This is a genomic window from Rufibacter soli (assembly GCF_054781795.1).
Genome location: NZ_BAAGTS010000002.1, coordinates 2,638,790 through 2,652,419, shown reverse-complemented (window position 1 = coordinate 2,652,419; position 13,630 = coordinate 2,638,790). Strand labels below are relative to the sequence as shown.

6 protein-coding genes are annotated in these 13,630 nt (G+C 51.8%); 3 read left to right on the top strand and 3 right to left on the bottom strand.

Translation table 11 applies throughout. The features are described from left to right. The first annotated feature begins 125 nt into the window (after positions 1-125). Complete coding sequence (locus ACYVJQ_RS12975) at positions 126-3,044, top strand: glycoside hydrolase family 2 protein (RefSeq protein ID WP_460893506.1); 2,919 nt, start codon at positions 126-128, stop codon at positions 3,042-3,044. Between the two features lie 454 nt (positions 3,045-3,498). On the opposite strand, the gene ACYVJQ_RS12970 is transcribed toward ACYVJQ_RS12975, so the two are convergent. Continuing rightward, positions 3,499-4,755 carry a glycoside hydrolase family 28 protein gene (locus ACYVJQ_RS12970; RefSeq protein ID WP_460893505.1) on the bottom strand — a complete coding sequence of 419 codons (1,257 nt, stop codon included), beginning with the start codon at positions 4,753-4,755 and terminating at the stop codon, positions 3,499-3,501. 621 nt (positions 4,756-5,376) lie between these two features. On the opposite strand from ACYVJQ_RS12970, the gene ACYVJQ_RS12965 reads away from it, so the two are divergent. Continuing rightward, on the top strand, positions 5,377-7,173 hold the full coding sequence (locus ACYVJQ_RS12965) for a rhamnogalacturonan lyase (protein WP_460893504.1): 1,797 nt from the start codon (positions 5,377-5,379) through the stop codon (positions 7,171-7,173). Between the two features lie 301 nt (positions 7,174-7,474). After that, positions 7,475-10,426, top strand: a complete 2,952-nt coding sequence (locus ACYVJQ_RS12960; protein ID WP_460893503.1) for a glycosyl hydrolase 115 family protein — start codon at positions 7,475-7,477, stop codon at positions 10,424-10,426. A gap of 74 nt (positions 10,427-10,500) precedes the next feature. On the opposite strand, the gene ACYVJQ_RS12955 is transcribed toward ACYVJQ_RS12960, so the two are convergent. Continuing rightward, on the bottom strand, positions 10,501-11,592 hold the full coding sequence (locus ACYVJQ_RS12955; protein ID WP_460893502.1) for a PKD domain-containing protein: 1,092 nt from the start codon (positions 11,590-11,592) through the stop codon (positions 10,501-10,503). 112 nt (positions 11,593-11,704) lie between these two features. After that, positions 11,705-13,153 (bottom strand): glycoside hydrolase family 28 protein, encoded by a 1,449-nt coding sequence (locus ACYVJQ_RS12950; protein ID WP_460893501.1) that lies wholly within the window; start codon positions 13,151-13,153, stop codon positions 11,705-11,707. Positions 13,154-13,630 lie beyond the last annotated feature (477 nt).

The following is a 13,630-nucleotide window of genomic DNA, read 5'->3' as shown; positions in this document are numbered from 1 at the left end:
GCTCCATCTTCCAGGAAAAGGCCCTAGGCTAAAAACAAACCAACCCGGATAGAACAGGATACCTTTGCCAGAGTTGTGTCTTACTTTTAGCCTGACACCAAATGCTTACCCCAAGTAACAAACGCATGTTCACAAAAAAGCTATCGTTCCTCCTTGTCCTGTTGCTGTTGGCGGCAGAAGCCTTCTCTAAATCCCCGGTCAAACGGGAGGTGAAATACCTGTCTGGTACTGACAACAAAAACACCGTAGCCTGGGACTTTATGGTAACCGGCGGGCGGCAAAGCGGCAAATGGACCACCATTCAGGTGCCCTCGCACTGGGAGCAGCAGGGGTTTGGGACCTACAACTACGGCCGCGATTATGTGACCTATGGCAAGAACTTCCGCTTCGCAGATGAGAAAGGCTTGTACAAGCACAAGTTTCAGGTGCCCAAAGACTGGAAAGGCAAAGACGTGTACATTGTTTTTGAGGGCTCCATGACCGATACCGACGTGAAGATCAACGGTAAATCGGCCGGGCCTGTGCACCAGGGGGCTTTCTACCAATTTAAATACAACATCAAAGACAAGGTAGAGTATGGCAAGGAAAACCTGCTGGAAGTGACGGTGAGCAAAATGTCAGCGGATGCGTCTGTAAACAACGCGGAGCGCCTGGCGGATTACTGGATCTTCGGGGGCATTTTCCGGCCAGTGTATTTAGAGGCTTTCCCTTCTGAGCACGTGGCCTATACCGCTATTGACGCCAAGGCAAGCGGCGCTTTTGCCATGAACGTGCATCTGGTGAACCCGCAGGCCGGGCATGAGGTGGTGGCTGAAATTGTTGACGCCGCAGGCAAAGTGGTAGGCACCGGCAAGGCCACTATCGGCAAAGATACCCTGGTGCAAGTCAAAACCCAGGTGAACAACCCGCTGCAATGGACCGCTGAGACTCCGGCGCTGTACACCGTGAATACCTATATTAAGGCGGGCAAAAAGACCCTGTACCAGACAGCAGAGAAGTTCGGGTTCCGGACCATTGAGGTGCGCGAAGGCGACGGGATTTACCTGAACGGGACCAAGATAAAGATGAAAGGCGTGAACCGCCACGTGTTCTGGCCCGAGACCGGCCGTACCGTGAATCGCGACATTGACCTCATGGACGTGAAGTTGATGAAGGAAATGAACATGAACGCCGTGCGGTGCTCGCATTACCCGCCAGACAAAAGCTTCCTGCAGCTCTGTGACTCTCTGGGGCTCTATGTGCTGGATGAACTGGCCGGTTGGCAGAAGGCTTACAGCACCAAGGCCGGCGCCAAATTGGTGAAGGAAATGGTTATCCGGGATGCCAACCACCCGTCCATCATCATCTGGAGCAACGGCAACGAAGGTGGCCACAACAAGGAACTGGACGATGACTACGGCCTGTATGACCTCTCCAAACGGCCCGTGATCCATGCCCACCATCGCCCTGGCAACGCGTTCAACGGCATTGACTGCAACCATTATGAAGATTACTACAGCACCCAAAATATCCTGAAAGGGCCTAACATTTATATGCCCACCGAGTTTCTGCACGCCCAGGACGATGGCGGCGGCGGAACCTCACTGGCGGATTTCTGGGAACTGCACTGGAACAGCAAACTGGGTGCCGGCGGCTTCCTCTGGGACTTAACCGATGAAGGCATAGTGCGCACGGACCTTAACAATATCATTGACGTGAACCGGGTAAATGCCCCAGACGGTTTAATGGGCCCGCACCGCGAAAAGGAGGGAAGCTTCTTTGCCATCAAGGAGATTTACTCGCCGGTGCATATTAAAATGGACAAACTGCCGGCTGGGTTTGAAGGCACCATTCCGGTAGAGAACCGTTTCCATTTCACCAACCTGAACCAATGCACGTTCCAGTGGGAATTAGCAGATTACCGCAAGCCCGGCGACACCTTTGCCGGTTCCATGACCCGCAAGAAAGGAACCGGGGCCGGTCCGGCCATTGCGCCTACCGCCAAGGGAAACCTGAAGCTGAACTTGCCTGCGGACTGGAAAAACTATGACGTGCTTTTGCTCACGGCCTATGACCACCACAAGGAGCAACTTTACACCTGGACCTGGAACATCAAAAGCCATGACCAGTTGCTGGATGGCCTGGTGCTTTTGACCAAGGAGCAGGCGCAAGCCAAAAGCAAGGCAGACACAACCGCGCAAAAGAAAAACAACCTGGCAGATTGGAAAGTAGAAGTTACGGAAACCGATTCTACCATCATGCTGAAAGGCGGGGAGGTCTCTGTGAAGCTGAACAAGAAAAAAGGCACCTTAACCGAGGTCCTGAACAGCACCTCTAAGAACCTGAACTTCGGGGATGGGCCCATTATGGTGGCCGGCAACGCCAAAGTGGCCAACGTAAAACACTACGCAGAAGGTGACAGCCACGTGGTGGAAGTGACCTACACCGGCGACCTGAAGTACGCCAAATGGAAAATGCACGGAAGCGGCTGGGTAAGCCTGGACTATGAATACAGTCTCCAGGGAGATTATCCGTTCACGGGCATTACGTTTACCTATCCAGAGAACTTTATCATTGGTGCCAAGTGGCTGGGCAAAGGCCCGTATCGAGTCTGGAAAAACCGTCCGCAAGGCGTAGAGCTCAACGTCTGGGAGAATTACTACAATGACGTGCAAACCGGCAGTGCGCCCTGGCAATACCCAGAGTTCAAAGGCTATTTTGCGGACATCGCCTGGATGGAGTTTAACACCGTGGAAGGTAAATTCATCGTAGCCTCGCCGCAGGAGGGCCTGTTTGTGCGCCGCTTTGATTTCTATGGCTTGTCCGGCATAAAACCGCACCCTGAACTGCCCATCGGGAACCTGTCTTTCCTGGATAACATTCCGCCGCTGGGCACCAAGCTAGCCCTGAACATCAGTGCCAACACCCGCAACCTGGGCCCGGCCGGCGAGATGAACAAAGTTTCTGCACCTATTAAACGCACCTTATACTTCTACTTCGGGTTGCCCAAACCAGACACCTCGCCCCAGCAATTTGAACGCCCTGTGGTGAATGAGTTATTTTAAAGCGAAGGCGGCAAGCTTTCTTAAGGAAGGGATTACTGTACAGGCTTAGGCAGAAACAATTCATTTTCGTTTTGGGTGACCAATAAAAAGGTGGTCATTAAGACTCCCCGCACTAAGAAGAGCCTTGTTCTTCTTAGTGCGGGGAGTCTTGGTTTAGGGCAGTTTTTGAAAAAATGGGCTTAAAACAGACCAAAGGCAAAATAAATTTACTCAGAGTTGTACCGTTCTTACCTGAAGTGCCTGGAAGGCTCATGCTTAATAGGGTTAAAAGAAAAAGGTGCTTGCTGTTTTAGGGCCGTTTTTGAAAAAACAGGCTGAAAACAGCAACCACCTTTTTTATAAAAGTGAAGGCTTTAGAACAACTGACTTTAAAGTGTCTTTGCCTTCGGTCTATTAAGTTCTTTTGAAGCAGAAGCCTCTGCTGTCTGGAATTACATTGGTGGCTGTACCGCCCTTAATTTTTATTCAGGACCAATTCAGCGCCGTTCACTTTCACGTTCTCCATTTTTACCCCGGGGTACAGGTTTTTCAGGGTTGGCTTTTCTGCCGTAATGATGCTGTTGCGGAACACGATATTGCTTACTACATCAGAGGGGTTTCCTTCCAGCACCCCTAAATTATTGCACTGAACCTGGAGGTTAGCGAAGGTAATGTTCTTGATGGTGCCAAATGGTTTTTCGGTGCTTCCGCCCAGGTCAAAGAACTGTCTCCAGGGGCTCATGTTTACCAGGGAGCCACACTTGCCGGTAATGTTCTCTATGGTGATGTTCTCAAAGGTCTGATAGGTATCTGGGCGCATCTTCATCCTTAGGAGAGGGGCATTGTTGTCAACTTTGCAATTGCGCATGGTAATTCTTTGGGCATGGATACTCTCACTGCCCAACGTCAAGACCGAGTGCGTTTCGCCGAAGGTGCAGTTCTCAATCAGGATATCCTCCACCGCGCCATTTTCTGGCAGTTTATGCGCCGTAGGACCTTTCCCTCCTTTAATGGCAATGGCATCATCATTCACAGAGATGTAGCAACCTCTAACGGTCACATTCTTACAGACGTCAATGTCAATGCCGTCTGTGCTGGGGGCGGGTACGGGCCTGAAGGGAGACCGGATGTCGCAGTTCTCAATTAGCACATTGTTGCACTGGTATAGGTGGGTGGTCCAGAAGCCAGCGTTCCGCATTTTCACGTTTTGGATGGTCACGTCATTGCTGCCCCAAATGAAGATCAGGCGGGGGCGGTGTACGTCAAGGTTGGTGGCTACCTGATTTACTTTTTTAAGGGAATCACGGTACGCCCAGAACTGTTTCCAGAACTTTTCCCCGTTGCCGTTTATGGTGCCCGGGCCGGTAATGCTGAAGTTGTTGACCTGATAGGCATTGACCAAGGCTGCATAGTAATCCAGTTTCCGGCCTTCCATCCGAGACGGGATTAAGGGGTACTGGGCTATGTCATCTGAGCCTTTCAGCACCGCGCCCTCCAGTAACCTAAGGTGCGTTTTTGGCTTGAAGAACAGGGCCCCAGACAGGAAAACCCCCTTCGGGATGACAATGGTGCCGCCCCCTTTTTTATGAACCTTGTCAATGAGCTTTTGAATGGCTCTGGTATTCAGCTTGGTGCTGTCTGTACTGGCGCCATACCTGGTGATGATATAATCTTTTGCTTGGGCTTGGAAGACCGTAGCCACTAAGGAAAGGAGTAAAAGTAATTTCTTCATAGCAGGGAATAGGGGTACAAATTTCAGGCCTCTAAAAAGCAAGGCAATGCCTTATACCTTGAAAACACGGCCACTTTTTCTTATCAAATATCCCTTGCTCCTGAAAATGAGGGACCAGCTTTAAAATAAGGAATTAATCTGATGGTTTCTATCCTGCCATGTCCTGCCAAGGGAAACGGCAACTAGTAGGGTCAATTTTAAGATAGCCAGGTAAAATTCCTGTTTTGGGCCTGTTTTTACCAAAGCAGGCCCAAAACAGGAATTGATTTGCATGAAAGAGTAGGATGAGGTTCCAGGTCCTTATATGCAAACGTGCAGGATGCAGCAGGATGACCATAAAGGTAGTACCCAGTAACTTGGATACTGGCGATGGGAAAAGAAGTGCCGTGTCTTTCTTTTTAAACCATTTGCCTTCCGCTTGATCTTAAATAGTGTTTCCCCTTAAATCCTTCCCGAATGGTGCGAAGCGTATGTGTTTTTCTAAATCGTCAGGGATTTAAAAGAAAGGAGAAAATCATTTGCTCCGGGCAAAACCTGCTTGCTGCTTGTTCACCAGGCAAGAAGACAGGGCTTCTCCTATTGTGCCTTTTTGTTTTTACGGCTGGGTTTGCGCAACGGCACATGGAAAACCTGGGACGAGGGGTGGTAGCGGTCAGGACAGGCAACGGGGAGGTATTTGTGAGTTGGCGCCTGCTGGGTACTGATCCTAAGAATATCGCTTTCAACGTGTACCGGGGGAAGGATAAAGTGAATGCTTCGCCCATAACGGGGGCCACCAACCTGATAGACCAAACCAACAAGAATGAGCCGTACACGGTCCAGCCAGTGCTGGCCGGGAAGGAGCAGCCAGCCTCTGCGCCTGCCGCCGTGTGGCAAGAACCTTTTAAGCGCCTGCCCCTGCAACAACCTGCCGGTGGTACCGGGCCAGATGGTTTCAACTACACCTATAGCCCCGGCGACTGCAGCGTAGGTGACCTAGATGGCGATGGCGAGTATGAAATCATTGTAAAGTGGGATCCGTCCAATGCCCACGATAACTCCCACTGGGGCTATACCGGCAATGTCTACCTGGACGCCTACAACATGGATGGCACCAGGCTTTGGCGCATTGACCTGGGCAAGAACATAAGGGCCGGCGCCCATTATACCCAGTTCATGGTGTATGACCTGGACAGTGACGGCAAAGCGGAAGTAGCCTGCAAAACCGCCGATGGTACGATAGACGGGGCAGGCAAAGTCATTGGCGATGCTTCTGCTGACCACCGAAACAAGGGGGGCTACATTTTAACCGGCCCAGAATACCTGACGGTGTTTAACGGCCAAACAGGGGTCAACATGGCCACGGTGGCCTATGTGCCTGCCCGCGGCAATGTAGCCAGTTGGGGCGATGGCTATGGCAACCGTGTAGACCGCTTTTTGGGAGGCGTTGGGTATTTTGACGGACAGCATCCTAGTCTGCTCATGGCCCGCGGGTACTACACGCGCACCGTGTTGGTCGCCTGGGACTGGCGGAACGGGAAACTGACGCAACGCTGGGTCTTTGATACCAATACCGCCGGCAACACGGCCTATGCAGGCATGGGAAACCATAATTTAACAATTGCTGACCTTGACTCTGACGGTAAAGATGACGTATTGTATGGCTCCATGGCAGTTAACCATGACGGAACGGGCCTCTACAGCACCGGCCTGGGCCACGGCGACGCCCTGCACGTGGGTGACTTTGACCCTGACCGGCCTGGCCTGGAATCCTGGACCGCCCATGAATCGCAGGGCCACTACCAGGGCAACGGTCTCTGGATGCGCAATGCCACTACTGGCCAAAAGCTCTGGGGCGTTCCTACCATCGGTGATATCGGGCGGGCCATGGCCGCTGACATTGACCCGCGGCACAAAGGGTATGAAACCTGGGGCGCCAGCGGAGGCTTATACAATGCCCAGGGAAAAGAGATCTCTGCGGTAAGGCCTAGAAGCATGAACTTCGGGAGCTGGTGGGATGGCGATCTGCAGCGCGAACTCCTGAACGGGACTTCCATTGAGAAATGGGATTACAACAACCAGAAGTTGGATAGAATTCTCTCAGCCAACCAATATGGAGCGGCCAGCAACAACGGCACCAAGTCTGCCCCTAACCTTAGCGCAGATATCCTGGGCGATTGGCGGGAGGAGGTCATTTACCGCACCCGTGATAACCAGGCACTGCTTATATTCACAACCACCGTGCCTACCAATCATCGTTTTTACACTTTTATGCATGACCCCCAATACCGGCTGAGCGTGGCTTGGCAGAACGTGGGGTACAACCAACCGCCGCATACCAGTTTTTACGTGGGCGAGGGCATGCCGAATCCTCCTACTCCCGCTATTCTTCTGGTCCCATCTTCTGCCCCCGGTTCTGCCAATTCTACCCGTAAATAAGAGGCTTTGAAAAGGGATGGCTCCAATAGGAAAGTCATTGATGGTGTCTAAATATTTTTCCAGATTGGCCACCAGAAATGGCTGCGTCTCGGTTTAAAGATCTTTTGGCTACCCGTAATTCCTTACGCGATAAAAACAAAAGGTGGTAGGGCTTAAGTAAACCTGAGGACATGTAAGTACAGGATAACTTTTTTTACAAGCCTTGTATTATTGCAGGTAGTTAGACACTTAGCTTTGAAAGGTCTGTTTGTTTGAAAGCCAATCCGTTTTTAGCGCGAAGGTGCTTCCCTTTGAAATGTATATGAAAAAATATTTTCCCCTGGTCTTTTTAGTTATCACGGTCATCGCAAACCTTCGCCTGCAGGCGCAAAACAAGCTAAGCCTTCACATCATTTCTGAAAAGTCGGTGGGCACTTTCCCGCTGGTGCAGGCTGGAAAAGCCGCTGCCGTTTATGTAGATGGGCAAGATGCAGAGGTGGTCCAGATTGCGGCCCGGGCCTTGAGCGAAGACATAAAAGCAGTCACCGGGTTTACCCCTGAAATCAGAAAAACGGGCTTAAAACAGCTTTCCGGCATACCGGTGATTATTGGTACGCTGGGGCAGTCAGGGCTTATTGATGAGCTGGTGGAAAAGAAGAAGTTGTCAGTAGCAGGGGTGAAGGGAGCCTGGGAAAGTTACACGATTGCGGTGGTGGAGAACCCTTTCGCCAATGTAGCCCAGGCCTTAATCATTGCCGGCAGCGACCGCCGGGGCACGGCCTATGGCGTGTTTGAACTGTCCCGCCTGATGGGCGTTTCCCCTTGGGTGTGGTGGGCCGATGTGGCACCTGCCCCTAAAGCAGAACTATTTGTTACGCCTAGTTCACTGGTGCAAGGGCCACCCTCCGTTAAGTTCAGGGGCATTTTCCTCAACGACGAAGACTGGGGCCTGCAGCCTTGGGCTGCCCGCAACCTGGACCAGGACATTAAAGACATAGGGCCCAACACCTACGCCAAAATCTTTGAGTTGCTGCTGCGCCTGAAGGCAAATCTTATCTGGCCGGCCATGCACCCCAGCACCAAGGCCTTTTTCCATTATCCGGGTAACCCGAAGGTGGCAGACGCCTATGCCATTATGGTGGGCACCTCGCACGCTGAGCCCATGCTCCGTAACAATGTTGACGAATGGAAGGCCGCCAACATGGGGGCTTTTGACTATTTCAGTAATAAGAAAAACGTGCAGGAGTATTGGGAAAAACGGGTGAAAGAGGCCAAAAACGTAGACGCCATCTATACCATGGGCATGCGCGGGGAGCATGACAGCGGCATGCAGGGCGCCAAAACCGTGGCTGCCGCCGCCACCATCTTGGAAACCATTATTTCTGATCAGCGGGCTATGCTGGCCAAACACGTCAATCCAAACGTAGAGGCGGTGCCGCAGGTCTTCACGGCGTACAAAGAGGTGCTTGACATATACGACCACGGCCTGAAGTTACCCGAAGACATTACCCTGGTGTGGCCCGATGACAACTACGGCTACCTGCACCGGTTGAGCAACCCTCAGGAACAAAAACGGAAGGGTGGGTCAGGCGTGTATTACCATGCCTCTTACTGGGGCCGTCCCCATGATTACCTCTGGCTCAGCACCACGCACCCTTCCCTCATAAGGGAAGAAATGATGAAAGCCTATAATTTGAAGTCTGATCAGTTGTGGGTCTTGAACGTGGGCGACCTCAAGCCGCAGGAGTATAACCTGGAGCTGTTCCTGGACATGGCCTATAACACCCCGGCATTCCAGGAAAGTAGTTCCGTGCAAAAGCACCTGCAGGAGTGGGTGGTAGAGACCTTCGGGCCAGAGAAAGCTCCCGCCATCAGCAATGTTTTGTGGGAGTACTACCAACTGGCCTTTGAGCGCAAACCCGAATTCATGGGTTGGAGCCGCACCGAGCCCACCACCCCAACCACCTATACCGCCTATAACCATTTCTATTACGGGGATGAAGCCCAGCAGCGACTGAATCGGTATAACGCCCTGGAGCAAAAGGTGAAAGAGCTACGGGCCCAGATAGGTGCTAAAAACCAGGATGCTTTTTACCAATTGGTCTACTACCCGGTGGTAGGCGCCTCGCTCATGAACAAAAAGTTCCTGTACCGGGACAAGAGCCACCTTTACGCCAAACAGCAGCGGGCCAGTGCCGCAGATTATGCCCAGCTTTCCCGGCAAGCCTACGAGGATATTGTCAATGAAACGGCCTTTTACAACCAACAATTGGCTAGCGGAAAATGGGCCGGCATGATGTCCATGAAACCCCGCGACCTGCCCGTGTACCAGGCACCGGTGCTACCAGAAATCAAGCTGAGCCCTGCCTCTAAATGGGGTATTGCCCCTGAAGGTTTTGTTACGAAAGATTCTAGTCTGGTATCAGGGCCGGCGTTGTCGCTTCCCACGTTCCAACCCTGGGGCAACCAACGCTACTTTGTGGATGTATTCCTGACCGGAGACCAAGCTGTTTCCTGGAAAGCCAACACCTCCGACAAATGGATTAAACTGTCAGATGAAAAGGGGAATCTTACCTCTGCCCTGGGCCTGAAGCAGCAGCGCCTATGGGTAAGCATTGATTGGAGCAAGGCACCCAAAAATCCAGACAAAGGGTCTATCACCTTTATAGGGGCGGGTGAAAAAGTGAAACTAGAAGTAAACGTGGCCCCCAGGCCTGTAGCTTCTGACCTGGCTTTCTATAAAGGCTTCATTGAAAACAATGGCTATGTATCCATCTTCGCGGGTAACTTTACCCGCAAGACAGAGAAACAAGGCAGAAGCTGGGAACCGGTAACTGGCCTGGGGCATACCGGAAAAGCGCTGATGGCACCACTTTCAATGGGTGCTATTATCACGGACCCTGAGAAAATCAAGGAAAACGCTCCGGCCGTGGAATATGATTTCTATTCGCTAACGGAGGCTTCTCCAACCGTTTCTGTTTTCACGCTCCCCACTCACCCGGTGACAAGCGGTTTTAGCATGCGCTACGGCGTTTCCATTGATGACGGACCGGTAAAAGTGGTGGACTTCAAGACTGCAGGCCGAAGCGAGGAGTGGAAAGTGAATGTGCTGGAAAACCGGGCAAGACGTCAGGTGAAATCCCCTGCTTTGGCCTCAGGCAAGCACACGCTTAAAATCTACTTGTTAGATCCCGGCGTGGTCCTGGATTACATCACTATTGATCTGGGAGGATTGAAAAAGGCTTATTCCATCATTCCGGAGACGGTGAAATAACCAGTTCCTGGAGAGGAGTACCGCCAGAGGATCAGAAGTAGGTTCATGACAGTAGTTTGAAAATGACCTCAGCATTACCGCACGGCTACGTCCCATACTTTGGCGCGTCGTGATTTCCCGGCGGGACCTTCTACCCAGAGGGTGACCACGTACAGGCCGGCCTTTTCATAGGTGTGGCTGGGATGCTGCTCGGTAGAGGTTTTGCCATCCCCGAAGTCCCATTTCCAAGAGGTGATATTCCCCTCTGATTCGTCTACAAACGAAACCAGGCGGCGCTTCATGTCCGTGACCTTGAACGACCATTTGGCTTCCAACTTCTTTTTGAAGGCATCTTCCAGGGGCATTAACCGGAAAGGCAGCAGGAAAGACGCGTTGCCGTACATGGTGTGTTCTTTGGAGAGGTTCCAGAAGGTATGCTCCTTGCTGTTCACGTCATCATAGTCCAGCACGGCCCAACTTAAACTCACGTCTTTTCCCTCTTCTAGTTTCGTTTCCACGGCCCGGCTGGGGCCTTCTGTCCCGGCATAGTCAAAGGGCGTGATCCAGAATTCCAGAATCAGCTTGCCCGCCTGGCCTGGTTTGAAATTGTACCCATACGCGAAGTTGGCATAGGGCAGGTCCTTGATCCAGGGCTGGCTGCCCCAGGCTAGGGCCCAGTCTTTCCCCTCGGCGGGGGTGAAGATATGGTAGTTTTGGGCGTGCACGCCATGGAAAGAGAAATAAGCTTCCATGGGGTCCAGGTTTTTGTTGGGGTGAAAGCGGTCAATCAAAGGGCCTCCGGACTGGTCTCCATCTACCACAATCTCAAAAATATCGTTCTGCAGGTCGGGGTGGGTAAAGTTCCAGTAATTGTCATAAGCCTCATAGAGGAAGTACAGCCGGTTCAGGCCTTTCACCCAGCCCACCTTCACCTTTACGTCCAGGTTCTTGGGGTCCGGCTTCAGGAATTTTTTGGTGTCATCCACCAGCTGGTCCATGCCCACGGTATAGGCGTCTGGCACCATGGCCCAATCGTCTTTGCTTCCGTCTACTCGCGGAATCATGTTGGCGGGGAATTGAAAAATCTTATAGCTGCGTTTCTCTTGCCCCCAGCTTTGAGAATTGCTGATAACCAGCAAAGCCAGCGCCACAAGAGAGACCCGCGAAACAGAGAATAAAAAAGACATTGAAGGTGGCTTAAAACAACTGAAACAAGGAAGCTATTTTGAGCCTGTTTTTCAGAAAACAGGCTCAAAATAGCTGGAAGATGGGTTTGCCGGTTTAAGAAAGAAGCGGGGATTAAGCTTGCTTATCTATGGAGATGGCTTTGTACTTTTCTGGGTGCGCGGCTTCGCCTTTAAAGTTCTTGAGCTTCAGGTCTGTCACGTCATGGGCCTCTAAGGCATGGGTGAAATAATCTGGCACGTTGCTGCCCCACTTCACGCTGCAATTCTTAAGCGTGACCCCGTCTGCAAACCTAATGTAGTAGCCGGGGTTAGTGTGCGGCTCAATGTCTGGGTAGGCGGTGGTGGGCCGGTTGTCGAACAGGTTGCCAGGGTACTTGGTCCAACGGTCAAAGGTGAGGTCTACGTTTTCAAAGGTTACGTTTTTAATGCGGCTTTCTTTAGTGCCGTTAATGCGCACGCTGTTCTCGGCGCGCCCTTTCACATTTTTTACCCGCACGTTTTCAATGACCCCAATTTTTCCGCCCGCCGTTCTGGGAATAGCGGTAAAGGAGATGGCCTCGCCACGGCCCCACCACGGCGCGGAGTGGTAGCGTGACACAAAGGTGATGTCACTGAACTCAATGTTGCGCACGTTGCCTTCATCGCGCAGCTGAATGGTTAAGCCTCGGCAACCGGTTTTAATCTCAATCCGCTCAAACTTAACGTTGTAGATATCCTGAGTGGTTTCAGTGCCGATTTTCAGGCCAGAGTCCTGGGTTTCCAGCACGCAGTCCCGCACGGTAATGTTGGCAGAGGGCCCGAAGTTTTCGTTCTGGCGGGTGGCCTTGATTACAATGGCGTCATCGCCGCATACAATATGGCAGTTCCGGATGTCCACGTTGCGGCAGTGGTCTGGGTCAATGCCGTCGCAGTTGGGTACGTCCAGGTTGTTGCTGATCTTGAGGCCGTCTACCAGCACGTTTTCGCAGCCCATCAGGTGCAGGCTCCAGCTGGGTGCTTTATTGATGGTGAAGTCTTTTACCTTCAGGTTGTTGCAGGCGGTCAGGATAAAAAGCTTGGGACGCCAGTCCTTGGGAATCCACCATTCATTGGCTTCGTCAAAATGGGTCATGAATTCCAGGGCGCGGCCATTGATGCTGCCCGTGCCGGAAATAGTCAGGTTGTGGGCATTGCGGGCCACCACGGCGGCGGCCTCCGCGGTGTAATCTTTGGGGTTGGTGCTCACCAGCAGCTCGGCGTCTCCTTCCAGGTGGAAATCAATGTTGGGCTTCAACTCCAGAGTGCCAATCAAATACTTGCGTCCGCTTTTTACCAGCACCCGCGCCCCATTTCCGGCTTTGGTGGCCTCATTAATGGCTTTCTGAATGGCAGCGGTATCAAGCGTTTTCCCATCACCCACGGCACCAAAGTCTAACACGTTGAACACGGCGGCCTCTTTCTTTTTGTCTTGCGCCCACAAAGGAAGCGGAGCCGCAACCAGGCCAAAAGCCGTGACGGCGGCCAACTTCACCCCAAGGCTCAGGGCTTCACGGCGATTTAGGGGATGGTGAAAATGGGTCATGTCAGGAGCTTTTTAGTTACAAAAGTGGGTTGCAGCGGCTTTCAGGCATAGGATTGGTTTTTTAAGTAATCCAATCTTTAGTCTGCAGTTTTAAATGTACAGGAACTGCCAGGCCAAACCATCCTGTAGCATCCGGTGCCTACCGCTTTTCCAAAGAGAGAATTCCTGATAGATTATATTTCACGAAGTAGTTTAGAAGGTTGATTTATAAAAGGCAATAGAGTAGGGAAGAGGGGCCCCTGAATACCTGAGCATAAAAAGCAGTAGGCACCGGATGCTACAGGATGGCTATGTGAGAGGATAGCCTTAAAATTAGTCCAAAATTTAAAAACGGAACTCTGAACTGCGGTTTGCAAAAGGAACGATAGATGTGTTTTGCTTCCCGGATAGAAAAAGGCATGCAACTTGCATACTGATTCAAAAGGAGGGTGGCTCAGCCGGCTTCTTTTTTACAAATACCATCGGGCCGTTTTTATT

Bases quoted from the DNA above. Each gene is read 5' to 3' on its own strand.
- ACYVJQ_RS12975 (WP_460893506.1), top strand. From the start codon at position 126: ATGTTCACAAAAAAGCTATCGTTCCTCCTTGTCCTGTTGCTGTTGGCG.
- ACYVJQ_RS12970 (WP_460893505.1), bottom strand. From the start codon at position 4,755: ATGAAGAAATTACTTTTACTCCTTTCCTTAGTGGCTACGGTCTTCCAA.
- ACYVJQ_RS12965 (WP_460893504.1), top strand. From the start codon at position 5,377: ATGGAAAACCTGGGACGAGGGGTGGTAGCGGTCAGGACAGGCAACGGG.
- ACYVJQ_RS12960 (WP_460893503.1), top strand. From the start codon at position 7,475: ATGAAAAAATATTTTCCCCTGGTCTTTTTAGTTATCACGGTCATCGCA.
- ACYVJQ_RS12955 (WP_460893502.1), bottom strand. From the start codon at position 11,592: ATGTCTTTTTTATTCTCTGTTTCGCGGGTCTCTCTTGTGGCGCTGGCT.
- ACYVJQ_RS12950 (WP_460893501.1), bottom strand. From the start codon at position 13,153: ATGACCCATTTTCACCATCCCCTAAATCGCCGTGAAGCCCTGAGCCTT.